At 35.9% G+C, this 23,894-nt stretch carries 32 protein-coding genes; all 32 read left to right on the top strand.

Translation table 11 applies throughout. From position 1 onward, the window contains the following. The 32 genes from DWW96_RS10865 (at nt 1) to DWW96_RS10715 (ending at nt 23,861) form a co-directional block, all read left to right on the top strand. Complete coding sequence (locus tag DWW96_RS10865; RefSeq protein WP_117910429.1) at nt 1-1,722, top strand: N-6 DNA methylase; 1,722 nt, start codon at nt 1-3, stop codon at nt 1,720-1,722. Between the two features lie 17 nt (nt 1,723-1,739). Next, nucleotides 1,740-2,210 carry a hypothetical protein gene (locus DWW96_RS10860; RefSeq protein ID WP_117910428.1) on the top strand — a complete coding sequence of 157 codons (471 nt, stop codon included), beginning with the start codon at nt 1,740-1,742 and terminating at the stop codon, nt 2,208-2,210. A 153-nt stretch (nt 2,211-2,363) separates the two neighbouring features. Next, nucleotides 2,364-2,756, top strand: a complete 393-nt coding sequence (locus DWW96_RS10855) for an HNH endonuclease (RefSeq protein ID WP_117910427.1) — start codon at nt 2,364-2,366, stop codon at nt 2,754-2,756. 75 nt (nt 2,757-2,831) lie between these two features. After that, nucleotides 2,832-3,380: a hypothetical protein gene (locus DWW96_RS10850; RefSeq protein WP_117910426.1), complete on the top strand. Its 549-nt coding sequence runs from the start codon at nt 2,832-2,834 to the stop codon at nt 3,378-3,380. Beyond that, the gene (locus tag DWW96_RS10845; RefSeq protein ID WP_117910425.1) at nt 3,373-5,070 is read left to right on the top strand and encodes a terminase TerL endonuclease subunit; all 1,698 of its coding nucleotides are present in this window, start codon (nt 3,373-3,375) and stop codon (nt 5,068-5,070) included. Before DWW96_RS10850 ends, DWW96_RS10845 begins: the two co-directional genes overlap by 8 nt. A 13-nt stretch (nt 5,071-5,083) precedes the next feature. Next, nucleotides 5,084-6,331: a phage portal protein gene (locus tag DWW96_RS10840; RefSeq protein ID WP_117910454.1), complete on the top strand. Its 1,248-nt coding sequence runs from the start codon at nt 5,084-5,086 to the stop codon at nt 6,329-6,331. Then, a complete protein-coding gene (locus tag DWW96_RS10835; protein ID WP_117910424.1) occupies nt 6,291-6,875 on the top strand; it encodes an HK97 family phage prohead protease in 585 nt (194 codons plus the stop codon). Before DWW96_RS10840 ends, DWW96_RS10835 begins: the two co-directional genes overlap by 41 nt. A 1-nt stretch (nt 6,876) precedes the next feature. Further along, complete coding sequence (locus DWW96_RS10830) at nt 6,877-8,085, top strand: phage major capsid protein (protein WP_117910423.1); 1,209 nt, start codon at nt 6,877-6,879, stop codon at nt 8,083-8,085. Between the two features lie 10 nt (nt 8,086-8,095). Next, the gene (locus DWW96_RS10825; RefSeq protein WP_117910422.1) at nt 8,096-8,350 is read left to right on the top strand and encodes a hypothetical protein; all 255 of its coding nucleotides are present in this window, start codon (nt 8,096-8,098) and stop codon (nt 8,348-8,350) included. Then, nucleotides 8,325-8,624, top strand: coding sequence for a head-tail connector protein (locus DWW96_RS10820; RefSeq protein ID WP_117910421.1), 300 nt, complete (start codon nt 8,325-8,327; stop codon nt 8,622-8,624). Before DWW96_RS10825 ends, DWW96_RS10820 begins: the two co-directional genes overlap by 26 nt. Nucleotides 8,625-8,639: 15 nt before the next feature. Beyond that, nucleotides 8,640-8,987, top strand: a complete 348-nt coding sequence (locus tag DWW96_RS10815) for a phage head closure protein (protein WP_117910420.1) — start codon at nt 8,640-8,642, stop codon at nt 8,985-8,987. Further along, nucleotides 8,980-9,417, top strand: coding sequence for an HK97 gp10 family phage protein (locus DWW96_RS10810; protein WP_117910419.1), 438 nt, complete (start codon nt 8,980-8,982; stop codon nt 9,415-9,417). Before DWW96_RS10815 ends, DWW96_RS10810 begins: the two co-directional genes overlap by 8 nt. Continuing rightward, nucleotides 9,414-9,845: a DUF6838 family protein gene (locus DWW96_RS10805; RefSeq protein ID WP_117910418.1), complete on the top strand. Its 432-nt coding sequence runs from the start codon at nt 9,414-9,416 to the stop codon at nt 9,843-9,845. Before DWW96_RS10810 ends, DWW96_RS10805 begins: the two co-directional genes overlap by 4 nt. Before the next feature lies 1 nt (nt 9,846). Continuing rightward, entirely contained in the window at nt 9,847-10,941 is a 1,095-nt protein-coding gene (locus DWW96_RS10800) for a phage tail sheath subtilisin-like domain-containing protein (protein ID WP_117910417.1), read from the top strand. A gap of 17 nt (nt 10,942-10,958) precedes the next feature. Continuing rightward, the gene (locus tag DWW96_RS10795) at nt 10,959-11,396 is read left to right on the top strand and encodes a phage tail tube protein (RefSeq protein ID WP_117910416.1); all 438 of its coding nucleotides are present in this window, start codon (nt 10,959-10,961) and stop codon (nt 11,394-11,396) included. A 13-nt stretch (nt 11,397-11,409) separates the two neighbouring features. Then, nucleotides 11,410-11,817: a hypothetical protein gene (locus DWW96_RS10790; protein ID WP_117910415.1), complete on the top strand. Its 408-nt coding sequence runs from the start codon at nt 11,410-11,412 to the stop codon at nt 11,815-11,817. Between the two features lie 156 nt (nt 11,818-11,973). Further along, a complete protein-coding gene (locus tag DWW96_RS10785) occupies nt 11,974-14,175 on the top strand; it encodes a phage tail tape measure protein (RefSeq protein ID WP_117910414.1) in 2,202 nt (733 codons plus the stop codon). Between the two features lie 10 nt (nt 14,176-14,185). Continuing rightward, nucleotides 14,186-14,761 carry a LysM domain-containing protein gene (locus DWW96_RS10780; protein ID WP_117910413.1) on the top strand — a complete coding sequence of 192 codons (576 nt, stop codon included), beginning with the start codon at nt 14,186-14,188 and terminating at the stop codon, nt 14,759-14,761. Further along, nucleotides 14,758-15,693, top strand: coding sequence for a hypothetical protein (locus DWW96_RS10775; RefSeq protein WP_117910412.1), 936 nt, complete (start codon nt 14,758-14,760; stop codon nt 15,691-15,693). The genes DWW96_RS10780 and DWW96_RS10775 overlap by 4 nt, the downstream gene beginning before the upstream one ends. Then, complete coding sequence (locus tag DWW96_RS10770; protein WP_117910411.1) at nt 15,690-15,923, top strand: hypothetical protein; 234 nt, start codon at nt 15,690-15,692, stop codon at nt 15,921-15,923. Before DWW96_RS10775 ends, DWW96_RS10770 begins: the two co-directional genes overlap by 4 nt. 1 nt (nt 15,924) lies before the next feature. After that, a complete protein-coding gene (locus tag DWW96_RS10765) occupies nt 15,925-16,341 on the top strand; it encodes a DUF2634 domain-containing protein (protein WP_117910410.1) in 417 nt (138 codons plus the stop codon). Then, entirely contained in the window at nt 16,334-17,407 is a 1,074-nt protein-coding gene (locus DWW96_RS10760) for a baseplate J/gp47 family protein (protein WP_117910409.1), read from the top strand. The genes DWW96_RS10765 and DWW96_RS10760 overlap by 8 nt, the downstream gene beginning before the upstream one ends. Continuing rightward, nucleotides 17,400-17,918: a putative phage tail protein gene (locus tag DWW96_RS10755; protein WP_117910408.1), complete on the top strand. Its 519-nt coding sequence runs from the start codon at nt 17,400-17,402 to the stop codon at nt 17,916-17,918. Before DWW96_RS10760 ends, DWW96_RS10755 begins: the two co-directional genes overlap by 8 nt. Next, complete coding sequence (locus DWW96_RS10750; protein ID WP_117910407.1) at nt 17,915-18,736, top strand: hypothetical protein; 822 nt, start codon at nt 17,915-17,917, stop codon at nt 18,734-18,736. The genes DWW96_RS10755 and DWW96_RS10750 overlap by 4 nt, the downstream gene beginning before the upstream one ends. Nucleotides 18,737-18,750: 14 nt before the next feature. Further along, nucleotides 18,751-19,695: a hypothetical protein gene (locus tag DWW96_RS10745; protein WP_117910406.1), complete on the top strand. Its 945-nt coding sequence runs from the start codon at nt 18,751-18,753 to the stop codon at nt 19,693-19,695. A 3-nt stretch (nt 19,696-19,698) separates the two neighbouring features. Further along, nucleotides 19,699-20,367 carry a leucine-rich repeat domain-containing protein gene (locus DWW96_RS10740; protein ID WP_117910405.1) on the top strand — a complete coding sequence of 223 codons (669 nt, stop codon included), beginning with the start codon at nt 19,699-19,701 and terminating at the stop codon, nt 20,365-20,367. A gap of 2 nt (nt 20,368-20,369) precedes the next feature. Then, nucleotides 20,370-21,509: a leucine-rich repeat domain-containing protein gene (locus DWW96_RS10735; protein ID WP_117910404.1), complete on the top strand. Its 1,140-nt coding sequence runs from the start codon at nt 20,370-20,372 to the stop codon at nt 21,507-21,509. A 2-nt stretch (nt 21,510-21,511) separates the two neighbouring features. Beyond that, nucleotides 21,512-21,700: a hypothetical protein gene (locus DWW96_RS10730; RefSeq protein WP_117910403.1), complete on the top strand. Its 189-nt coding sequence runs from the start codon at nt 21,512-21,514 to the stop codon at nt 21,698-21,700. Between the two features lie 74 nt (nt 21,701-21,774). Next, nucleotides 21,775-22,230: a phage holin family protein gene (locus tag DWW96_RS10725; protein ID WP_117910402.1), complete on the top strand. Its 456-nt coding sequence runs from the start codon at nt 21,775-21,777 to the stop codon at nt 22,228-22,230. Nucleotides 22,231-22,233: 3 nt separating this feature from the next. Beyond that, the gene (locus DWW96_RS10720) at nt 22,234-22,965 is read left to right on the top strand and encodes an N-acetylmuramoyl-L-alanine amidase (protein ID WP_117910401.1); all 732 of its coding nucleotides are present in this window, start codon (nt 22,234-22,236) and stop codon (nt 22,963-22,965) included. A 217-nt stretch (nt 22,966-23,182) separates the two neighbouring features. Then, nucleotides 23,183-23,356, top strand: a complete 174-nt coding sequence (locus tag DWW96_RS14055) for a hypothetical protein (protein WP_158562690.1) — start codon at nt 23,183-23,185, stop codon at nt 23,354-23,356. Between the two features lie 16 nt (nt 23,357-23,372). After that, a complete protein-coding gene (locus DWW96_RS10715; protein ID WP_117910400.1) occupies nt 23,373-23,861 on the top strand; it encodes a helix-turn-helix transcriptional regulator in 489 nt (162 codons plus the stop codon). The last annotated feature ends 33 nt before the right edge of the window (nt 23,862-23,894 follow it).

Raw genomic sequence — 23,894 nt, 5'->3', positions numbered from 1 at the left:
ATGATAACTAAAGAAGACGTTAACAGAATCATGAGCATATCAGAAAATTACCAACTTAGAGATGCATTGATGAATGCCTTGTTTGATGAAAAGAAAAAGAATAGTGTTTTCGAACAATTTTTGAAATTGGAAAATGATTTGTCATACGAATGGTTCACGAACTACTTTCAGGAGAATCAGTCAAATAGAAAAGATTTGATGCAGGATTATACACCAAATTGCATTTGTAAACTGATAAGTCGAATTGTCAATGCTAATTCAGTGTACGACGAATGCTGTGGAATTGGAGGATTAACGTTAAGCGTATGGAATGAAAATAAGAATGCTAGATTTTATCTTGAAGAAATATCTGATGTATCTATAGCAATGTTATTATTTAATTTGGCGATAAGAAATATGAATGCATATGTGAGACAATGTGATATTTTAAAAAATGAAACAATTCAATGCTTTAAGGTAACAAGTGGTGAAAAATTTAGCAAAGTGGAAACGTGTGAAGAGATTAACTTTTCAGTCGATTTAATAATATCAAATCCTCCATACTCACTTAAATTTGAGGATGTTGAAGAAAGTAAATGGAATTGGGATAACAGGTTTATGGGCTGGCCAATGATTCCGAAAGCTAAAGCAGATTACGCTTTTTTACTTCATGGCTTGTCAAAACTAAATGATAACGGAACAGGGATTTACATACTTCCCCACGGTGTTCTTTTTAGGGGAGCAAATGAAGGAAAGATTAGAAAGCAATTAATCGAAAAAAATCTAATCGATGCGATTATTGGACTTCCGGAAAAACTGTTCTTTAACACTCAAATACCTGTTATATTGCTGATCGTTAAGAAAAATAAGCAATATGAAGATTTCCTTTTTATTGATGCTTCCAAAGATTTCGAGAAAAAAGGAAAACAAAACGATTTAAAAAAAGAAACAATTGACAAAATTGTCAATGCATACAAAGAGCGAAAAAACATTGATAAATTTTCAAATGTAATTACACTTGAAGAAATTCAAATGAATGATTATAACTTAAATATTCCGAGATATGTTGATACAGCAGAGGCAGAACCGCCAATTGATTTAGGAAATCAAATCAAAAAACTTAATGAAATTGAGAGAGAAATTAAGAAAAGCTCTAAAGAAATTTGTGAAATGTTAAAAGAATTAGTAGGGCCGGCAGAATATGAACAGCACAAATGGGAATTGATGGAACAGCTGAAAGAAAAAAACGAAGACGAATCTTTAATGATGATGGATATATGGAAAGCAATAGATTTAGTACAGAATGAGTTGATAAATCAAAAAGAAGTTAATCTGACAGACGTAGCAAACGTTGAAAGAAGCAAGAAAGGAAAGATATATCCGGCAGGATGTACATTGATTCAAGTTAGTGCAACACGCGGACAACTAGAATTGATGCAAGAAGAAGGAATAGTTGACAATAAATTTGCTGTAATTATACCGACAAAAATTGACGGCGAATACTTGTTTAATGTTCTGCAAATTACGATGCCAAATTTTTTGTTAAAGTATCAGACAGGAATTAATATTAATCCTAATGTTTTAAAATATTTGAAACTTCAAATTCACAAAGATATAACAATACAAAAATTCGTCGTAGAGACTATGCACCAAATCGACAAGAGCATAAACCGAACAGAAAGAGAGGTTGAAAGTTTTAAAAATATAAAAAAATATCATTTAGATGGAATGTTTCCAAATTAGGAGAAGGAGAAGAAGATATGGACAAGCAGCAGTTGAAAGACTATAAGAGATTAAGAGAAGAAATTGAATGCGAGCAGGAAAGACTAGAGATGATGGAGATTAAGATATTAGGAATATCATCTAAGAACAGCGATGGAATGCCACGTTCAAGCAGCAGTGAATATGATAAAATGGCCACACAGATTGCATACAAAACAGACATCGAAAACAATCTTGCTCAACTTCTTCAGCAGGAAAAAATAAAAAGAAAAGAAATAGAAAAAGAAATAGTTGAGTGGTTAGAATATCCTGACGAACGAATGATCATTAGACTTAGATACATAGACGGATTAAGTTGGAGAGAGATAAGTGAGCTACTTTTTTCTAAAAGAAGAGACTACTATGATGAAGAAGAAAAGTATAAAAAAAGAGTCTATAGATTGCATGGAAACGCATTAGTTAAATTAGCAAATGCAAATAACGGAGTAAAAGGGAGTAAAAAGGAGTAAATGTCATTGATTCGGAGCTTTTATCTGTGATAATGTTAAGATATCAATCTTGATAAATCGATTGAGTACCTCCTTTGACATGAGTATATAAGAACAGCTAGAAAATGGTTCGGCGAATAGCCGGGCCATTTTTGTCTGTGAAAGGAATTAAACATGCTAAAAAGCTGCCAGTACTGTGGAAAGATTCATGCAAGAACATTTGACTGCGGAAAAAAGCCACAGCGAAAGAAAAAATATACAGATAAGGATTCAATTAGAAGCACATACAGATGGAAGCTGAAAGCAAAAGAAGCAAAAGAAAGAGATTTATTTTTGTGTCGAATCTGTTTGGAAGAAGGAAGAATCACACAAGAAGGACTTGAAGCACATCATATTTGCCCACTTGAAGAGGACAAGGATAGAGCGTTTGATTTAGAGAACATTCTTACTGTATGTAAAAGACATCACGAAGACTGCGAAAAAGATAAAATATCAAGGGAATATCAAGTGAATTTGGCAAAAACAGAGCCAAACATACCCCCGGGGATAGCAGCTTCCAAAAAATAAAAGGCCGGCTACACCGACCGCCCCCCTTTAAATATAAAATATTCCCACATCAGATTTCGAAAAGAGGTGAGAACGATGCCAACACCACCAAAACCACATATTGTATTAATAAATGAAGGCAAATCTCACAGGACTAAAGCTGAGTTAAAACAGCGAGAAGAGGCGGAAAAGGCATTAGTAACCGGTGAGAAATTAAAAGAAAGAAAAGAAGTTAAAGAAAATCCTGCTGCTCACAAAGAGTTCAGAAGAATCTCAAAATTATTAAAAAATATTGAGAAAAATGATGCACTTTATGAGCCAATCATTAACAGATATTGCCAACTTCAAGCTGAATGTAAAGACTTTGAAGAAAAAAGAGAGCAGGTATTCAAGTCAATGCTAGACTTGGAATCAAGTAAAGAAGATTTTGAAAAAAACGACGACATCAAGTCCTATTATAAAATGATACTTGATATGCAAAAAAACATGGTTAATATTGATAAGCAGGTTCAATCAAAGAGGATAATGCTCTTAAATATTGAAAAAGAAAATATCATGACAATAGCATCAGCACTTAGAAGTATTCCTAAGAAGGTCGATGAAGAATCAACAGACCCACTAAAGGGGTTGAACAAATATGGCTGATATTAGAAGCAGTAAAGCATATGCATACGCTATGTGGTGCATTAAAGATGCCGGAAAGTATGCTCCCAAATATGTCAAAATTCAGGCTCAAAAGTGGATAGACATTGTTGACGGAAAAGATGATGAAGCATATACAGATGATGAAGAATATGAGAGAGTTGAGAAAATCCTAACTCTTATCATACATCCTGACTTGCATATGCAGTTGATAGATTGCATTGAATACTACGCAGCATTTTTAATTGTAGCAATTTTTTGTACCAAATTAAAAAATGATGAAGGGTTAGATATTAGATATTATCAAACCGGATTGCTGGAAATCGCTAGAAAGAATTTCAAAACATTCTATTCAGCGGTTATTTTTATAATTTTAATGATAACAGAGCCACCGAACAGTAGATTCTTTTCGGTGGCTCCTGATTTATTGAAATCTTCAGAACTTAAAAAAGCCATGAAGAAGTTAATAAAAGGAAGTCCGGCGTTAATCAATGAATTCAAGATATTAAGAAGCGAAATTCGCTATAACAGAACAGAAAATGAGTATATGCCATTAGCATATTCTAAAGACAACATGGATGCATTGCTTGCTAATGCATTCTTAGCCGATGAAGCAGGAAACATGGATGAATATCCGGTTGAAGCAATGCGCTCTTCACAGATAACCCTGCTCAACAAGACTGGAATCATTATTTCCACGCAATATCCAAATGACAACAATGTCATGATAGACGAGATTGACGTAGCTAAGAGGACATTAGACGGATTGATGGAGGATAAACGCTACTTTGCGCTGCTCTATGAGCCTGACGATGAATTTCTAAAAGATGATAAATGGAAAGATGAAGACTTAGTTATATATCAGAGTAATCCGGTGGCCGTGTGGAACACGGTCATTTTCGACGATATCAAGAAAAAAAGAGCATTAGCGATTCAATATCCAAACAAAAGAGAGAACTACTTATGCAAACACAACAACATCAAATACAAGGGATTAGGAACAGAAGGATATATTGATGTTTTAAAGGTTAAACCTTGCAGAATTGCTGATGACATGAGCTGGTGGTCCGGTAGAAGGGTGTGGATAGGTCTTGATTTGTCGCAGACTGAAGATAATACGGCTGTAGCAATGGTAACGGAAGATGAAGGAATCATATACGCTAAGATATGGGGATTCATTCCGGCAGACAGAAAAGATTTCAAATCCGAAAAAGAAGGAGTTGACTATGAAAGATTAATTGAAAACGGCGAAGTCATAGCCTGTGGTGAAGAAGTTATTGATTATTCAGAAGTTGAGAAGCTGATTTTGACGTTAGAGAAAAAATACAATGTATCAATAGTCCAGATTGGATATGACAGATATAATGCGATATCTTCCATCAACAAATTTGAAACAAAAGGCTATGAATGCGTCGAAATTAAACAGCACAGTTCGGTTTTGCATAGACCGACAAAGTGGCTAAAAGAATTAATTCTGTCACAAAAATTCAAATATATGAATGCTGTATATAACTTGCTTGAAAACAACTTCTCAAATGCAAGATGTACAGAAGATACGAATTTAAATAAATATGTTAACAAAAAACGTTCATCCGGCAAGGTCGACATGGTAGTAGCATTAATTAATGCGCTGTATATGCTGCAGTTAGAGATTGAGCAGGGTGAATATGACTTTACTATACAGATTTGTTAAAAAAGGAGACAACATGAAATTTTGGAAGAAAAAACAGGAGACAAGAGCAGAAACACAGGAAGCAGCAGTAAGCGACTTAATACAGTCATTATTGGGAAAAGATGAAATAAGCAAGGAAATGGCCCTTGAAATAACGACTGTATCAGGTTCAATCAATCTGATTGCTAACATTGTTTCAAGCCTTCCAATCAGGCTATACAAAAAAGAAAACGATAAAACAGAAATTATTAAGGACGACAACAGAGTAAGGCTGCTCAATGTCGATACAGGAGACACGCTTACAGCAACACAGTTTTGGAAAGCGATGATTGAAGATTACTACATGGACAGAGGTGGATATGCATATATCAACAAGGTTGGTACAGATATACGTTCAATCCACTATGTTAGTCAGGACCACATCAGTTTGCTTAAAAACACGGATCCAATCTTCAAAGACTATGATGTATATGTGGATGGAGTAAGATATTATCCGCATAATTTTCTTAAGATATTGAAAAAAAGCAAAGATGGCTGTGAGTCACAGTCAATTGTTGCTGAAAATCAACTACAACTTGCAATTGCTTATAATTCAATGCTTTTTGAGAATACGTTAGTCAAAAAAGGTGGAAACAAGAAAGGATTCTTGCAATCAGCGAAGAAATTAAGTCAGGAAGCGATTAATTATTTAAAAAATGGCTTTAGAAAACTGTATGGAAATAATTCTGAAAACGTCGTCATATTAAATGATGGCGTTACGTTCAAAGAAAGCGCCAATACATCTGTAGAGATGCAGTTGAATGAAAATAAGGAGACAAATTCAAAAGAAATAACGAAGTTATTTGGAATTACTCCGGGCCTGCTTAACGGAACTGCAAGCAGTATTGAAGTTGACAATACAATTAAATTTGGGCTTGCTCCATTGTTCAAAGATATAGAGGCATCACTAAATAGAGACCTACTACTCGAATCAGAGAAGGGGTCTTATTATTTTGCTTTCGACACAAAGGAGATTAATAGAGCATCAATAAAAGATAGATATGACGCGTATGAAAAAGCGCTAAAAGGTCACTTCTTGCAGATTGATGAAATCAGAAACATGGAGAACATGGAGCCACTTGGAATTGAATGGTTAGAGCTAGGACTTAATAGTGTTCTCTATAATCCGAGAACTAAGGAAATATACACGCCAAACACAGATTCACATCAGGATTTGGGAAAGAAAGGAGGTCAAAATATAGATGAAAATAGAAATCAGGGCAGACAACACGATGAAGATTAGTGGATATGTTAACACGGTATGCAGAGACAGCAGACCGATTATCACACCACGAGGTAAAGTGGTTGAGCAGGTAGAAGAAGGCGTATTCAGACGTGCGATTGAGCGTGCACAGGATATAGCTCTAAGACTAAATCACTATAAAAAAGATTATGCTCACACAAAAGATGGAACTCTTGAATTAAAAGAGGATTCAATTGGACTTAGAGCGGAAGCAATCATATCAGATAAAGATATGATTGAAAAAGCTAAAAACAAAGAATTCGTCGGATGGTCTTGGGGAGCATACATCACTAAAGACGAGATAGAGGAAAGAGCCGACGATATTCCACGTAGACATGTTCAAGAGATGGAATTATTTGAAGTTTCTTTGATTGATAAACGAAAAAATCCTTGCTACACAGGGACGCTTGTTGAACAGAGAGCTGAGGAAGAAATCATCATTGAAGAACGTTCTTTTGAAGCAGATGTAACGGTTGAAACACCTCAAAAAACTGTAGATTATTCAGAATATGAAGAAAAAATTAAAGAATTAAAAGGAGAATAGCATGAGAAAGAAAACATTAATGAAAGAAAACGTAAGAAAAAAAGTTGCAGAATTCAGAGCCGAAAATCTCAAAGAATTAGCAGAACAGAGAGCAGAATATGTTGCAGAGATGCAGAAGATTGTAGATGAAGCTAAAGCAGAAAAAAGAGCGATGGACGAAGATGAAAAATCAAAATTCGATGAACTTGAAAAGAAAATCAAGAGCATTGATGCGACTATTGCAGCAGAGCAGAGAGCAAGAGACTTATCACTAAAAGTAATTACTCCTGAAAAACAGAAAAAAACACAGGAAGAAGAACAGAGAGCACAGGAAGAAGCAGAAGAAAGAGCGTTCATTGCGTTTGTAAAAGGACAGCCTGTTGAAGAACGAGCTGGAGAAATTCAGTTGACACAGGGAAACAATGGCTCAATCGTTCCAACCCACATAGCAAACAGAATCATCAAAGCTGTAAAAGACATGGTTCCTTACATGACCATTTGTGATGTCATAAACACAAATGGAAAGTTAAGTGTTCCGGTTTATTCAGAAGATGACACAAACGCTGTTAAGGCTGATTATGTAGATGAAGGAACAGAATTAGTCGATAATGTTGGTAAATTCACAACTATCGATTTGAATGGATATGTTGTTGGAGCATTAGCACTCGTATCTAAGAAGTTGATAGCTAACACAGACATCAACGTGCTAGACTTCATTATTCAGAGAGTAGCAGAAGCGATGGCGGAGAAACTTGAAGAAGAATTTACGGCTGGAACTACTAAGATTAAAGGAATTATCAGCACAACAAAAGTTGTAAAAACAGCAGCTTCAACAGCAATCACTTATGATGAACTTATTAGCGTTAAGCATTCATTAAAGCAGAGATATAGAGATAAGGCAGAGTGGATTATGAATCCGGCAACATATACAGCGATTTGCAAATTGAAAGATGCAAACGGCCAGCCTTACTTCAAAGAAGACGAATACAAGATTTTAGGAAGACCTGTCCGCGAATCCGATTCAATGCCAACAATGGCAGCAGGTAAAAAGGCTATCATATTCGCAGAACCAACTGGATACACTATCAAAGCTACTACAAGCATTGAATTAACAGTATTAAGAGAAAAATTTGCAACTAAGAACATGCTTGGAGTGATGGCATTCGGAGAATATGATGCAGCTATCACAGACGGAAAGAAGATTGCAGCTTTACAGATGAAAGAAGCATAAGGAGGGCTAAATGAAAGTAAAAGCATTAACATCTTTTACTGGAGTCTTAAGCATGACTGCTAACGAGGTCAGAGAGATTAGTGATGAAGCTGTTCTTAAAGACCTCGTAGAAGCAGGCTTCGTTATTCCAGTTGAAAAAGAACCAGAACCGGAGACAACAACACCAGAACCGGAGACAACAACACCGGAACCGGGTGAAGTTGCACCGGTGCAACAGAAAAAAGGAAGGAAAAAGAAAGATGAAGATTCCGGAACTGACAAATAATAACATCACTTCTTTTTTGAAGTTAGATAACTATGAGGATTTGGATGAATCAGAGCAGGAACTCATTAATCTTGTCAAGGAATCTGCTTTTTCGTACATACAAGAAGAGACAGGACTTAGCACAGAACAGATAGAAGACAAGGATGATTTGACAATCGCTTATCTGTCACTATGTCAAGATTTCTATGATAATCGAGCACTTCAAATTGATAAAAATACAGTTAACAATACTGTAGATACAATTCTATCAAGACATAGAATTAATTTGATTTAGAAAGCAGGTGATGGCGTGAAATTTAATCCTGGACGACTTAAAGACAAGGTCAAAATCCTTGAACGTGTGGAAAAAGTTAATGAATTAGGTCAGACTGTTCAAGAATTTAAGAATGTCAGAAATCCTTATGCAGAAGTGATAGATGTTCGTGGAAACAAGTATTATGATGCTAAGAAAATCGAGCCTGAAATCACCCACTTTGTATATGTGAGATTTTCAAAAAAACCGGTGGAACAGGATATGGTGATTGAACATCGGGGAAAGCGATATGAGGTCAAATCTTGCATTGATATTAAGAATGAACACATCCAATTTGAAATTCAATGCATAGAAAAAGTGAGAAAGAGTGATAAAAATGGATGATTTTACAATAGCAGGATTTGGGGAAATATCCGAAGACTTGAAAAAGGCAATTGACTACTATCCAAACAAGGCAGAAAAAACGCTCGAAAAAGAGGGCCGAAAATTTAAGAAACTTGCAAAAGAGAATACTAACAAGTTAGTTAGAGTAAGGACAGGGAATCTTACAAGCGGCTATAGAGTAAGTAAGGCGATAGGATATCGCGAGAACATGGAAGTTAATTTTATGGCCGAAAATAAAGGCAATGCTCACTTCCATCTGATAGAGCATGGTCATGATGTGTACGCAGGTGAAAAAGGAAAGGCAGTAAAGGTAGGATATAAGTCAGGCTATCACATGATCCAGCGCACTAAAGATGAATACAAGGAGAGGCTGCCACAATCACTTGAAGAAATGCGTGACGAGATATTAAGGGAGGCAGGTTTGATATGATTGTTAAAAACGTAGACATTAAAAAAGCAATCAATGAATTGCTTAAAAATACATTTCCTCAAATTAGAATATATGGAAAAGAAGTAACGCAAGGTCACATCAGACCTTGCTTTTTTGTTGAAATGTATGGGACTTCAAGTCAGAAAAACAAGATATATGTTGACCACACGGTCACTATCTTCATCACATATCTTCAAGATGCTCCAAACGAGCTTGAAGCACTTCAAATATGGGATGTATTGAATGAAAAAATACAAGGCAAGTTAGAAGTTGGAGACAGATGGCTAAATGTAGAAGACAAGGACTACAATTGGACCGGGAAAGATAGCAACATCTTACAGATAGAGATTGAGCTTAAATACACAGACACGATTACATCAAAAGAAACAAACAAAAAGATGCAAAAATTAGAATTAGGAGGACTATAACATGGGAATGCCCAACGTATCAATATCATTTACTGAGACTGCGTCAACTGCAGTAACAAGAGGTGATAGAGGAATCATCGGAATGATTCTTAAAGACAAGACATACAAGAATCAGACTAAGGAATATATCACAGCAGCAGATATTCCAACTAATATGCTTACAGCAAACAAGCAGCAGATTGAATTAGCCTTAAGAGGCTATGAAAACGCGCCTAAAAAGGTAGTTGTATATTTCATTGACCCTGAAGCTGCAGCAGATTACAGCAAGGCATTGAATTATTTTGAAATTAATAAATTCAACTACTTAGTAGCACCATCTGTAGAGACAGATAAGAAGAACAATGAAGTAGTTAACTTCATCAAAAAGTTAAGAGAAAACGGAAAAATGGTTAAGGCTATTCTTCCAAACACAGCAGCAGATAACGAAGGAATCATCAACTATACAACTGCATCTGTAACAGAGGGAGACACAGTATACACGACAGAACAGTTCTGTTCGAGAATTGCCGGAATCATAGCAGGAACACCGCTTAGAATCTCATGCACATATGCACCGCTTAGCGAGTTGACAGACTGTACTAAGTTAACAAGAGCAGAGATGGATACGGCCGTTAATAACGGCGAATTTATCGTGTGGTGGGATGGCGAAAAGGTTAAGACTGGAAGAGCAGTCACATCATTAAAGACTACAACATCCACGAAGGGCAGTAAGTTTAAAAAAATTAAGATTGTTGACACAATCGACATGATATACGAAGATATCAAAAAAACTGCAGAAGATACTTACTTAGGTAAATTTGAAAACTCTTACGATAACAAAGGCTTACTCGTAAGTGCTATCATGGGATATTTCGACACATTAAAACGCGAGAACGTTCTTGGAAGCTATTCAGTCGACATTGATGTTGAAGCAAACAGAAATTATTTAGCAGCAAAAGGCGGAAAAGTCAAGATTGATGGTGGAGAAGAAAAAGAATTAGAAGATTGCACGGATATTGACATCAAGAAAGCTGATACGGATGAACACGTATTCATCACAGCACAGATACAGATTTACGATGCAATTGAAGATATCACAATATCAATAGCAATCTAGGAAGGAGAACATAAAAAATGAACGCATATGAAGCGAGAAACGTCATTAACGGCACATATGGCGAGGTGTGGTGTGATTCACAGTATTTAGCAGAAACAACAGGCCTTGAAGCTAAAATGTCTTTAGATAAGACAGAAGTTAACATGATTAAACGACTATCTAAAGGATATAAGGTCACAGGAGTTGCCGGAAAAGGAACATTGAAAATGAATAAGGTTTCATCTTATTTCATTCTTAAATTAGGTGATGCGATTAAAGCAGGAAAAACGCCTGTGTCTGAAATCATCACGAGTTTAAAAGACCCGGATGCATTTGGCGCTGAAAAAATCAAATTAACAGGAGTTGTTTTTGATGAATTAACATTGGCGAATTGGGAAGTCAAGAAAAATGGAGAAGAATCCATTCCATTTACATTCGAGAGTTTTGAAGTTCTCGAAGCAATTCCATTTAAGTAGGAGGAAAAAATAAATGAATCTTGTAGAAAAATTAGTTAAGGCAGACTGCAGTAAGGCTTATGAGTTAAAAAGAAGAACATTCAAATCAAAAAGATTAGCACAGTTAATAGGAGAAACAGAACCGGTTGAGATTACCGTCAGAGAAATTCCTCAACGTAAGCTTAATGAATTAATGGCGATGCAGTATTCAACTAAGGGAAACTTCCAAATTGAAAGAACCTTTGATGCAAAACTGATGTCGATTGTTGAAGGCGTTGTTGAGCCTTCAATGACTGACAAGGACTTATTGAATCACTTTAACGCATCAAGTCCAAAAGAATTGGCAGAAGTGCTGTTTGGCTCAGAAGTGACAGCAATATCCGATGCAATTATGGAACTCTCAGGAGTTTCAGAAGATAACGAAGATGACTTAAAAAACTAATAAGGACGAACGAGGAGGTATACATTGTATATCTCCTTTTTCGTCTGCATCATTGGGAGCCTGAACGATATTACAACATGGGATATGGTCAGAGAATTGTAGTAAAGCAAATGCTCATGATGGAGTTAGAAGACAGCAGAAAGGAGGCGGATAGCAATGTCGAATAGAATCATTGATGCTACTTTAAGATTCGTTGATAAATTTACAGCCCCAATGGATAGTGCCATCGGAAAGATTCAAAGACAATCATCAGAAATGATGAAGGCAGGAAGACAGATAAGCAGATTCGGCAATAATATCGAAAACGCAGGAAAAAAATATACGGCCACGATAACTACACCAATTGTAGGCGCAGGAATTGCAGCAGTCTCTACCGCCGCCAACTTCGAAAAAGGAATGAGCAAGGTTCAATCCATATCAGGAGCTACAGGCGACGACATGGACGCATTAACGAAGAAAGCACAAGAGATGGGTGCTAAAACAAAATTCTCTGCTTCAGAATCAGCGGATGCATTCTCATACATGGCTATGGCAGGATGGAACGCCGGGCAGATGATGGATGGAATTGAAGGCGTCATGTATTTAGCAGGAGCCACAGGCGAGGACTTGGCGACGACATCCGATATTGTAACAGACGCATTGATGGCGTTTGGAATGAAAGCAAAAGATACGAACAAATTCGTTGATATATTGGCTCAAACAGCAAATAAGTCGAATACGAATGTATCAATGCTCGGAGAATCCTTCAAATATGTAGCTCCATCGGCAGGCTCATTAGGATATTCAGCAGCAGATACAGCTACAGCATTAGGACTTATGGCCAATAATGGAATCAAGGCATCACAGGCAGGTACGTCACTTAATTCATGGTTTACTAGAATGGCTAAGCCAACTAAGGAATCATCGAAGGCGATGGAAGACTTGGGAATATCAATGACGGATGCAAATGGAAAAATGAAGCCGTTGCGACAGGTCATGAGCGAGACGAGAGGAGCATTCAACGGACTTACTAAGAGCCAAAAAGCTCAATATGCAGCAATGTTAGCAGGCAAGACTGGAATGTCAGGCTTACTCGCTATCGTTAACAGTTCAGATAAGGATTTTAACAAGTTGAGCAAGTCAATTGACAACTCAAAAGGTGCTGCAAAAAAGATGTACAATGTGGCGAATAATAACCTATTAGGATCATTAACGGTTTTAAAATCAACAGTTGAAAGCATTGCGAGTAATTTTGGAAACAAGTTGACACCGACAGTCAAAAAGGTAACAGGATATCTACAGGAAGCGGCTAATAAATTCAACAGCTTATCAGATAGTCAGCAGAATACAATCATTAAAGTGGCTGGAATAGTAGCAGCAGTTGGCCCGGCTATGATAGTGGTTGGCGGACTTACTAGCAAGGTAGGATATGCGATTGTGAAAATAGGAAGTTTTGGTAAAAAGCTATCTAGTATGGGCGGAATGATGGGACTAATAACATCGCCGGTTGGTATTGCAATCATCACCATTGGAGCATTAGTCACAGCAGGAATTCTGCTATATAAGAATTGGGACAAGGTATCAGCAGCGGCTAAAAAATTGGGAAATTGGATAAATTCGATATTCAAACGCTGTGGATTAGACATTGGCTCATTTGCTAAGACAGCAAAAAGCAAATTGACAGAATTCGGCTCAAAGGTTAAACAACTATGGACTATCGTTAAGCCGGTTGTTAGCAAGATTGGAGACATATTTGGAACAGTTTTCAAGTTGAAATTAGCGGCAATCATGGGAGCAGCAGTTGGACTGTTTAGTTCGTTTATAGGTTCCATCGGGAATGTGGCTAGCGGAGTCATGACCGCATTAGGCGGAATCGTGGACTTCATCACAGGTGTATTCACAGGTAATTGGAAAAAAGCATGGAATGGAGTTAAAGACATATTCGGCGGAATCTTCAAGTCATTAGTCAGCCTTGCAAAAATGCCACTTAACGGCGTCATTGGACTTATTAACGGAGCAATAGAAGGCGTTAATAAGATAGGAATTGAAATACCTGATTGGGTGCCAAAGCTAGGCGGAAAAAAATTCAAAATTGACATTCCACAAATCCCGATGCTTTATAAAGGAACATCTAACTGGATGGGTGGACCAGCAATGATTCACGATAAAGGAGCAGAAATCGTAGACCTTCCACAAGGTACACGCGTATATCCACATGATAAGAGCTTACAGATGGCCAGAGAATCAGGAAGCAAGAACGTAAAAGTTGTTGTTGAAAAATTGTGTGAACAAATTATTGTTCGCAATGACAGCGATATTGATAAGATTGCAGATGCTTTAGCGAGAAAGTTAGAACAGGCAGCAGTTAACATGGCATAAGGAGGCGGACATGATAACAATAGGAAAAATCAGTGGAAAACAGGCAATCACTTTGCCTGTTTTACCTCCGTCTTATGAAGTGACGGACGAACAGGACCATCAGACGGTTAATATATATGGATTAGGAGAGATTCTTCTTAAAGGCAATCAAAAGCTAAGAACATTGACATTCTCATCGTTTTTTCCTGCGCAAAAGTATAACTTTTCGGAAACTGATGACACAAATCCGTGGGAATTGGTCAAAAAAATCAGAGAATTAAAAAACAACAAGAATACATTAAGAGTGACTATATCTCATTCAATATCACTAAGATGTGTGATTCAGTCATTCACATATTCAGAAGAGGATGGAACAGGTGATGTCAAGTATACGATTTCGTTTTTAGAGGAGCGAAAAATAAAAGGAAAAAGAGCAGAAAAGACAGTTACTACTAAGACGTATACGTGTAAAGCGGGCGATAACTTCTATAAGATTGCACGAAAAACAACAGGAAGCACATCGAATGCGGCCAAGATTGCAAAAGCTAACAAGTTGAAAGTCAACTCAAAGCTGAAAAAAGGAAAAAAGTTGGTGATTAAGGTATGAAGATAAAACAGAATTCAGTTGACATATCTAAATATACAACAAGCGTAACATGGAGCGGAAGTAGTGAGCAGGTATCAAGAGAATTGTCGTTCAACATTGCTAATAATCCCACAGATTCAGCATTTAAGAGCCCAACTCTAGTGTTAGGCGATATTATATCGTTTTACGAGGGCAAAAGACTATTCGTTGGAATAGTAACAGGAAGAAGTAAGAGCACAGAGCTTGGAGATGTAACAGTTGATTCTAAGGACTTCATGCATTATTTAATTCGCGACAAATACACAGGAACATTCAAAAACACTAATGCAGAAAAGATAACAGACAAGATATGCAAGTATTTTGGTATAAAAACAAAGAAAATTACTCAAACAAAAATTCACATCAAAAAGCTGCTTGCAGATAGTGAGGAAGCCTACAATGTTATAGTTAAAGCCTATAATAAGGCGTCAATAAAAGGCAACAAATACTATATGCCGATAATGGAAGGCACAAAATTATCTGTTGTGGAAAAATGGCAACCTTCAGGAGTAGTCCTCGAGGTGGGCAACATTGAAAATGCAGAATATAACGAGAACTCAGACGAGATGGTTAATCAGGTTGCTATTTATAACGAAAAAGGAAAAAAGATAGGAATTATTAAGAATAATCAATCAATTAATAAATACGGACTGTATCAAGAGACATATACGAAAGAAAAAGGCGTAAATGCAAAAAAGGCAGCAGAAAAGCTGTATAAAGGAACAACAAAAGAAGCGACAATTACTGCATTAGGAGATATAAGAGCAATCGCAGGACGTAGCATTAAGATTAAGAATAAGGCTACAGGATTGAGCGGTACTTACTATATCACATCCGATTCTCATACGTTTGAGAATGGAATTCATAAAATGCAGTTAAACATAGAATTCAAGAAAACGAGGGAAAGCATATGACATCCTACGAAAAAATAATAAATAGAATAAGAACAGAAGCAAAAAGAGGAAACGAAAAGGGACTGTGCTATGCCCAGGCGGTTTCAAACACAGAGATTCAAATTGGAGATTTAAAGCTCGACACAGATTTTTTTAGCGTGTGCAAGCACGTGGGAGAGATTAAAAAAGACGACATATTGATATGTAGTAGAATCGATGATGAATACATCGTCATAGGAAAGGTGGGATGATATGTTTCCATATGACATTGAAGAGGAAGAAGTTGACGAAGAACAGGATCAGGAAGAACAGAGCATTCCGGTTGAATATGGAATAGACTTCGAAACAGGCCAACTAACAGGGAAGAAGGTATACGGAATTGAAGCCCTGAAGGTGTGGATATGGAACGTATTAGTAACAGACAGATACAGATATGAGCATCATTCCTGGAATTTTGGCCACGAATTAGAGAATCTGATTGGAAGTTGTAACGACATTGACTATATCAGAATTACCGCGAAAGAAATGATTGAGGAATGTCTGACAGTTAACGAGCACATCATAGGAATTGAAGAATTTGACGCCGATACAGACGGCGAAAGTCTATTCTGTTACTTCCGCGTGATAACTGATTTAGGAAATATAGAAGGAGTAAATTTGAATGTATGAGGAAAAGACATTTGAAAACATATTAAATGAAATGCTGGAGCAAGTGACAGATGTAGATACATCTGAAGGAAGTCTCATGTACGAAGCGTGTTCGAAGATAGCGTTGACGCTGGAAAAGACATATGCAGACCTTTCAAGACTTTATGACAATCTTAGCATAACAGAAATGGAAGAAGAGTTCTTTGAACAATTTGCAACAGACAGAGGAGTTATAAGAATTTCAGCAAAACCAGCGCAGGTGCTTTGCAAATTTGGACAGGATATTGAGAGTGGGACAAGATTTAACTGCGGTGACTACGACTACACAGTCATAAGCGTATATGACGATTCAGGATATGAATACATAGCTGAATGTGATACAGCCGGAACAGAACCAAACACGAACATTGGCGATATAGAGCCGATAGACTATGTGGAAGACTGGAAAGGTGGAGTTATTCTCAAAGTCATTAAATACGGTACAAATATTGAGGATATAGAAGCATATAAGCAAAGATTCAAGGAATTAAGATACAACATACAGCCATTCGCTGGAAACAAGGCAGCGTATAAGGAATATATATCAAAATACAATGATGCTTATGGCGGAGTGGCCGACTGTATTCCATTTAGGACCACAGACGGAAAAACAATCAATGTATATGCAGTTGATTCAGAATATAAGGCATTAAACAGCGACAAAGTCACATCATTACAGAATTATATCGACCCTACTACATCGACAGGAGAAGGCGATGGAATAGCACCTATTGGCCATTCTGTTGTAGTTATGACACCGACTAATATGAACATCAATGTAGCAGTCAAAGTAGACTTAGATACAGAATATACATGGGAAGGCGTTAAGGATTCGATTAAGGCTAAGATAGAAGAATATTTGCTGACATTAAGAAAATTATGGAGCAAAAACAAGAAATGCATAGTGAGAGTCTCACAGATAGAATATGCTGTCTTATCTGTTCAGGGAGTGATTGACTGCGCCAGCGCGACTGTTAACGGAAGTGCTAAAAACATTGAAATCACATATTCAAAAATTCCGGTGATGGGAGAGTTGACTAATGGATAATAATGAAAGAATACTAGGAATTAATGAGATTAGAGAACTGTATGCAGTTAATGACTTACAGGAATCGGAATTAGAGCAGCAGATTGACGAAGCAGAACAGAATATGCAGATAAGTAGTATGGATATTAATATGTGCAGAATCACTGAAAAAGAAATGGGGCTAAAAGGACAAGACAACGATACAGTTGAAGAAAAAAGATTCAGAATACTGGGAATGGAGAATGAACAGACACCTTACACGATTTCAACATTAAAGCGAAGGTTAGAGCAGATAGTTGGATCAGGAATGGTTGACGTAAGTATATCCAATTCGACGGTAAAAGTTAGAGTCGCATTAATTCAAAAGAAGATGATTGACTATGTTAAGAACATATTAGAGGACATAGTCCCACTTGATATGCTGATAGATGCAGATGTGATGTGGAACACGCATCAGATGTTGAAACAAAAAACATATGCTCAATTAAAAGAACATAGTCACAGAGAACTTAAGGAAGGAGAATTGAATTGAATAACACAGAATATTTAGCACTAGAACAGCCGGAAGAAACAGAATTCTACGATATTGAAGTCGCGAACAGAAACATGAAAAAAATCGACGATAAATTCAAAAAAACTGATGAAGAAAAATGCGTATCATTTTATTCAGTCTGTAACACCGCAGCAGATGTGGCCGCTAAAATAGTTGACTGCCCCGGATTCGTCAAGAAAAAAGGCTCAACAGTTAAAGTCGAATTTAAATATAGTAACAAGGCTGACAACGTGAGATTGAATGTCAATGAGACTGGAATTGCTTCTGTAATCTACAGAAGCAATTCCATTGACGCAGATATGCTTGTAGCCGGAAAAATATATGAATTCTTATATAATGGAAGCTCATATACGCTTGTATCACAGCCTGTATATGATACAGTAGGCGGATATTTTAATTTAAGCGTTAACTCGGGCATTACATTAGCAGGAATAAGCAGCAGAAAGATTGCACGAAAAACATATGCTGTGATGGGAACATTAAATATCAATTTGACTCAGAGTAACTTAGCAGAATTTCAGACAGCATGGAATACATACGGAACGGTTGAGAATTGGTATCAACTGCTTAAATTCAAACATTCATCAACAAAAGAATTAATATTAGACTCACCGCGATATGTAGGCTCATTCCGTGCATATGATAAGACTACAGACGGCCAATTCTACAGAAAGCCACTTAACTGCTCATTAGCAATTGATACGAATGGAAATCTAAAAATGTCAGGAAACGAAGACTATACATTCAAAGCAGGCGACAAGTTACAGATTCCATTTAATTTCAGCTTCAGCGAATAGAGAGGAGGAAGAACATGGATATTAAGATACAAGTATTGAATCAAAAGGCAAAAATAATAAATCGCCATGAGCTGTATAGCGGAACAGTAGCTATTGAAGGAATACAGTTTGAATTCTCTGATGAGTGGGCGGATATGATAAAGACAGCAACAGTATACGTCGGAGCATATGACAGAGACAAGGCGGTCAATATTCTTATCGAAAACGATAAAGTTGCACCGGTACAACTTCCGGCAGAAATTTTTGAAAAAAACTGCGAAGTGTACGTGGGCGTATTTGGAATAAATGCAGCAGGACAAAGACTGACAAGTTCAATCGTTCGTCAGGAAGTCAAGAAGGGCGTTCCTGTGCAGAATGCATCAGACAATGTCAGTATTGATGTGTATACACGAATCATTCAATTAATGACAGAAGCTAAAGATATAGCAGCAAATTCAGACGAAAAAATAGCATCAAACAAAAAATACGTTGAGCAGGCGAAAGAATGCTTAAAGCAGATAGACAATATCACAAATGCAAAAATGGGCGATATTAATGCACTTGTTGAAGCAAAGAACAAAGACATAGATTCTCTTGTAATAGCGAAAATGGGTGACATAGCTAATGTCACGAATGCAAAGATTGAAGATATTAATAATACAGCATCTGCGCGGATTAGCAACATTAATAATGTAACTAATCAGAACATAGCATCAGGTACTAATGCAGTTAATGCAGCAGGAAGAGCACAGATAAGAGGAATTACTGAAACGGCACAAGGAAAGATTGCAGACATTAATAAGACAGCTACAAGTCAGATTGAGGCAATTAATAAGACTGCGCAAGCGCAGGCTCAGGCAATTGAAAAGCAAGGCAATGAAATATTGGAAGAAATCACAGGAACAGGAAGCAAGAATGCCATTTTTACTGTAGAAGATGGAGCATTATGTATAATACAGCGTGATGAGAGTGAGGTGTAATATATGGATAGAATAACAAAATTTCCGTTATTAGATGAAACAGGTCAGGAAATTGTTAGTAGTTTAGAAGAAATAAATAATTCTATGGGAGACTATATAGCAAGCAATAATCCTTATTATGCGTATTTAGAAGATAGAAAAATAGGAACATTATTATCAACTGAAATAACTAAAGTTAGAGATTATGGGTTATATGAGAGAGAATCTCTTATGGCAATAGATTTGCCAAAATGTATAAATGTTGGTATTAAGGCATTTTATAATTGTACAGCATTAGAGAATGTAAATTTGTCAGAATGTATAAATGTTGGTCCTTATGCATTTTATAATTGTGAAAAATTGCAAAATGTTAATATTCCTAAATGTACGATAATTAAAGGTAGTGCATTTCAATATTGTAATTTCAAAAAAATAGACTTAAATTTTGTTGAAAAAATAGAATCTTCTGCATTTTATAATTGTACAGCATTGGAATGTGTGAAAATATCAAATACAGAAACAATGTGTGTGTTAGCGGATACAAGTGCATTTCAGGGAACTCTAATAGCATCAGGAAATGGATATATATATGTTCCTGATAAATTAATAGAACAGTACAAAACAGCAACTAATTGGTCTGTATACGCAAGTCAGATTAAACCTTTAAGTGAGTATGTGGAAAGCGAGGAATAAAAATGATTTTAAAAAAAATGCTACTAGATAATACAGGAAAGGACATTTCAGAAAAGTTAAAAAAAATAAACTACAATCTTATCACATACTTAAAAAATGATAATGATAAAAGTATTTCTGAATTAATTTCAGGAAATATACAGGAGTTTGAAGATGAAAATATTATAAATACTAAAGAATATTTATTGGCTAATTGTTTTGAACTTATAAAAGTGAATTTGCCAAAATGTATAAATGTTGGTAATAATGCATTTTATAATTGTACTGCATTAGAGAATGTAAATTTACCAGAATGTATAAATGTTGGTCCTTATGCATTTTATAATTGTGAAAAATTAAAGCAGTTTAATGCACTAAAAGTTACCACGATTAAAAATAATGTGTTTATTGGATGCAAATCTTTGTTAAATGTGGAAGTGCCGGAATGTATAAATGTTGGAATGTCTGCATTTGAAGATTGCACAGCTTTAAGTAATGTGAATATAGCAAAATGTATAGAATTGGAAGCTTGGACATTTGCATCGTGTAAATCATTAGAGAGCATAGAGTTGCCAGAATGTATAAATGTTGGTAGTGGGGCATTCAAAGGATGCACATCATTAAAGAAAATTGAACTGCCTAAATGTATTACATTGGAAAACACAGTATTTCTAAGTTGTAAATCATTGTCAGTAATAACATTGCCAGAATGTGCTGAAATAAACTCATACACATTTCAATATTGTTCTGCTTTAGAAACAGTAGATGCACCTAAATGTATAGAAGTAAAAAATAATGCATTTGAAAGATGTAATAATTTAAAAAATGTAAATTTACCAGAATGTGTAGAAGTTAATAAACAGTCTTTTTTACTTTGTACATCATTAAGCAAAATAATTTTTCAAAAAATAGAAAGCATGGATGTGCTTGCATTCCAAAATTGTTCAAATCTTGAAACTTTAATAATTAAAAATGATACAAAGGTGTGTGTGATGTATCGTTCAGGTACTGATGATTCATTATCCGGTACAAAAATAGCATCAGGAAATGGATATATATATGTTCCTGATAAATTAGTTAAGCAATATAAAAGTGCAAATAGTTGGGGTAAATATGCCAACCAAATAAAACCGCTTAGTGATTATGTAGAAAGTGAGGCGTGAATATGTTAATAAAAGAAGTCGTAACTATAAATGAAACAGAATTTGATCATACTTATTCTGATGCAGGATTTTACATTGAACGTGATGGAGTAGAGTATTCTGACGCTATAGACCCAATAGACATAGAAAGAGAATACATTGAAACAGATAAAAAAATAGAAACCGAAAATCATTTAGAAGAATTGGACTAATCCCATGAGGCAAATCAGAGCAGGACCGAAAGGTCTTTTTTTATTATCAAAAAACATTGAGAAGGAGAAAAAACATGAAACACATTAAAGAAATTATCACAGCAGCAGGAAGCACATTGTCCTCGTTCCTAGGGGTGCTTTACATTCCAACATTATTAATGGTGATTTGCAACATTATTGACTACACTACAGGATTAATGGCGGCAAAGTACAGAGAAGACGGAACAATAAGCTCGTACAAGAGCTTCAGGGGAATTGCAAAGAAGGTATCAATGTGGCTTTTAGTAGTCGTCGGAGCAATCATTGACCAGCTTATCTTATATGCATCCGAGACAGCAGGAATAACACTTCCATTCACATTCCTTGTAAGTTGCATTGTTGCAATTTGGATTACCTGCAACGAACTTATTAGTATTCTTGAGAATATAGTAGATATAGGAGTGGCAATTCCATCGTTTTTACTACCTTTAGTAAAAAATATTAAAAGTCAGACAGAGGACAAAATACATATAGATGAAAGTGAGGAATAAGACATGAAGATAAATGTACATGCAGGGCATAACCCGGATGAAAAAATAGCGTGCGGAGCAGTTGGATTAATTAAGGAATCAACGCAGGCAAGAAAAGTAAAAGGATATGTTATTAAATATCTGAAAGCAGCAGGGCATACAGTGTACGACTGCACATGCAACAATGGAACATCTCAGAGTGATGTATTAAATAAGATTGGAAGAAAATGCAATGAGCATATCGTTGACATAGATATTTCAATTCATTTTAACAGCGGAGCAAATGACAGAAACGGAAACGGTAAAAATACCGGGACAGAAGTTTATGTGTATGACAAATCAAGTGATTCATACAAAGCTGCTGAGAATATTTGCAAGGAGATTGCCAAACTGGGATTTACAAACAGAGGCGTAAAGACAAGAAATGACCTTTACGTATTAAATCGCACAGCACCAGCACGAAAGAAAGCACTTTTAGTTGAATGCTGCTTTGTTGATGATAAGGACGATGCAAATCTTTATAATGCAAAGAAAATGGCGCAGGCAATTGTAATAGGAATCTTAAATGCATTCGATAGTGGGATAAAGAAATATTCAACCAGAAAAATAAACACATTCAACGTAAAAGGTGAAAAAGTCGGAAGCATTACTAAAGGGACAACATGCAATGCAGACATGTATCGCTTTATCAATGGCTATCTGATGGCTCACAGAAAGAAAAATGATAACTGGGTTAAAGCTAAATATATAAGGTAAGAATTTGATAAGAGGGAGCGTCTGCTTCCTCTTATTTTTTTTACCCCAATACAATAAAATAAGGGGAAAATATCGAAAAAAACGTAAGGAGCAGCAGTGCGTATTATTATGTTAAAAATAATCAAGACAAATATAAATAATTGTTAATATACATCATTGTAGTATACTACAATGATGTATATAATATAATTACAAGATAGATAGGAGGTACAAATAAATGAAGGAGGGTGACATAGATTTAATTAACAGAGATGGTGGATACATTACAGTTTATATTCAGGAAGAAATTAAAGAAACAGAAAAAGCAATCAATGTAGTGTTAAGCACAGGACATGTAGACGGTTCAACAAAAGGTTGGAAGACTTGGATACCTAAGTCAGTTGTAAAATAAAGGAGGAAGTAGAACGATGAAATTAAAGGAAATTAGAGAGATTAAAGGATTAAGCAGACAGGATTTAGCAGACATCATGAAGATGTCAAAAAGGACAATAGAATCATGGGAAAGTGGAGCAAGGAAAGCTCCTGACTATGTCATTGAATCTATAGAGGATAAGATATTAAATCTATCAAAAAAAGAATTGGAATATGAAAAGAAATACTGTGTCATAGAATTTGATTCAATAGAAGGAGAAAGTATTGTATTCATAGGATCTAAAAAGGAATGCAATAAGCGTGAAGATGAATTAAGGACAGAGATATCACAGGAAGAAAGACTAACAAGAGATTATACAGTGAAAAAATTAAGTGACTATGAAAAAGAACTTGAATATATGGAAGCATTAAAGGTATATGAATCAACACTAACAGCAGAAGAGAGAGCAAAAGTAACAGTCGTAGATGGAAAAAAATGTGCTTCATATATATTAAATTTCAAAAAAATGTACTACAACAAATAAAGGAGGATTGAAATGTATGATGAAGACAGATAA

This window comes from Eubacterium sp. AF17-7 (assembly GCF_003461285.1).
In the GTDB taxonomy this organism is placed as follows: Bacteria; Bacillota; Clostridia; order Lachnospirales; family Lachnospiraceae; genus Eubacterium_U; species Eubacterium_U album.
The sequence above is the reverse complement of the archived record's forward strand: the minus strand, read 5'-3'. Positions and strand labels throughout refer to the sequence as shown.

Excerpts from the sequence above, each read along its gene's own strand:
- DWW96_RS10755 (WP_117910408.1), top strand. The coding sequence starts at position 17,400 with ATGGATAATAATGAAAGAATACTAGGAATTAATGAGATTAGAGAACTG.
- DWW96_RS10740 (WP_117910405.1), top strand. The coding sequence starts at position 19,699 with ATGGATAGAATAACAAAATTTCCGTTATTAGATGAAACAGGTCAGGAA.
- DWW96_RS10820 (WP_117910421.1), top strand. The coding sequence starts at position 8,325 with ATGAAGATTCCGGAACTGACAAATAATAACATCACTTCTTTTTTGAAG.
- DWW96_RS10780 (WP_117910413.1), top strand. The coding sequence starts at position 14,186 with ATGATAACAATAGGAAAAATCAGTGGAAAACAGGCAATCACTTTGCCT.
- DWW96_RS10850 (WP_117910426.1), top strand. The coding sequence starts at position 2,832 with ATGCCAACACCACCAAAACCACATATTGTATTAATAAATGAAGGCAAA.
- DWW96_RS10800 (WP_117910417.1), top strand. The coding sequence starts at position 9,847 with ATGGGAATGCCCAACGTATCAATATCATTTACTGAGACTGCGTCAACT.
- DWW96_RS10845 (WP_117910425.1), top strand. The coding sequence starts at position 3,373 with ATGGCTGATATTAGAAGCAGTAAAGCATATGCATACGCTATGTGGTGC.
- DWW96_RS10765 (WP_117910410.1), top strand. The coding sequence starts at position 15,925 with ATGTTTCCATATGACATTGAAGAGGAAGAAGTTGACGAAGAACAGGAT.
- DWW96_RS10825 (WP_117910422.1), top strand. The coding sequence starts at position 8,096 with ATGAAAGTAAAAGCATTAACATCTTTTACTGGAGTCTTAAGCATGACT.
- DWW96_RS10775 (WP_117910412.1), top strand. The coding sequence starts at position 14,758 with ATGAAGATAAAACAGAATTCAGTTGACATATCTAAATATACAACAAGC.
- DWW96_RS10835 (WP_117910424.1), top strand. The coding sequence starts at position 6,291 with ATGAAAATAGAAATCAGGGCAGACAACACGATGAAGATTAGTGGATAT.
- DWW96_RS10855 (WP_117910427.1), top strand. The coding sequence starts at position 2,364 with ATGCTAAAAAGCTGCCAGTACTGTGGAAAGATTCATGCAAGAACATTT.
- DWW96_RS14055 (WP_158562690.1), top strand. The coding sequence starts at position 23,183 with ATGAAGGAGGGTGACATAGATTTAATTAACAGAGATGGTGGATACATT.
- DWW96_RS10840 (WP_117910454.1), top strand. The coding sequence starts at position 5,084 with ATGAAATTTTGGAAGAAAAAACAGGAGACAAGAGCAGAAACACAGGAA.
- DWW96_RS10745 (WP_117910406.1), top strand. The coding sequence starts at position 18,751 with ATGGATATTAAGATACAAGTATTGAATCAAAAGGCAAAAATAATAAAT.
- DWW96_RS10810 (WP_117910419.1), top strand. The coding sequence starts at position 8,980 with ATGGATGATTTTACAATAGCAGGATTTGGGGAAATATCCGAAGACTTG.
- DWW96_RS10730 (WP_117910403.1), top strand. The coding sequence starts at position 21,512 with ATGTTAATAAAAGAAGTCGTAACTATAAATGAAACAGAATTTGATCAT.
- DWW96_RS10795 (WP_117910416.1), top strand. The coding sequence starts at position 10,959 with ATGAACGCATATGAAGCGAGAAACGTCATTAACGGCACATATGGCGAG.
- DWW96_RS10830 (WP_117910423.1), top strand. The coding sequence starts at position 6,877 with ATGAGAAAGAAAACATTAATGAAAGAAAACGTAAGAAAAAAAGTTGCA.
- DWW96_RS10760 (WP_117910409.1), top strand. The coding sequence starts at position 16,334 with ATGTATGAGGAAAAGACATTTGAAAACATATTAAATGAAATGCTGGAG.
- DWW96_RS10785 (WP_117910414.1), top strand. The coding sequence starts at position 11,974 with ATGTCGAATAGAATCATTGATGCTACTTTAAGATTCGTTGATAAATTT.
- DWW96_RS10715 (WP_117910400.1), top strand. The coding sequence starts at position 23,373 with ATGAAATTAAAGGAAATTAGAGAGATTAAAGGATTAAGCAGACAGGAT.
- DWW96_RS10860 (WP_117910428.1), top strand. The coding sequence starts at position 1,740 with ATGGACAAGCAGCAGTTGAAAGACTATAAGAGATTAAGAGAAGAAATT.
- DWW96_RS10725 (WP_117910402.1), top strand. The coding sequence starts at position 21,775 with ATGAAACACATTAAAGAAATTATCACAGCAGCAGGAAGCACATTGTCC.
- DWW96_RS10720 (WP_117910401.1), top strand. The coding sequence starts at position 22,234 with ATGAAGATAAATGTACATGCAGGGCATAACCCGGATGAAAAAATAGCG.
- DWW96_RS10735 (WP_117910404.1), top strand. The coding sequence starts at position 20,370 with ATGATTTTAAAAAAAATGCTACTAGATAATACAGGAAAGGACATTTCA.
- DWW96_RS10770 (WP_117910411.1), top strand. The coding sequence starts at position 15,690 with ATGACATCCTACGAAAAAATAATAAATAGAATAAGAACAGAAGCAAAA.
- DWW96_RS10790 (WP_117910415.1), top strand. The coding sequence starts at position 11,410 with ATGAATCTTGTAGAAAAATTAGTTAAGGCAGACTGCAGTAAGGCTTAT.
- DWW96_RS10865 (WP_117910429.1), top strand. The coding sequence starts at position 1 with ATGATAACTAAAGAAGACGTTAACAGAATCATGAGCATATCAGAAAAT.
- DWW96_RS10805 (WP_117910418.1), top strand. The coding sequence starts at position 9,414 with ATGATTGTTAAAAACGTAGACATTAAAAAAGCAATCAATGAATTGCTT.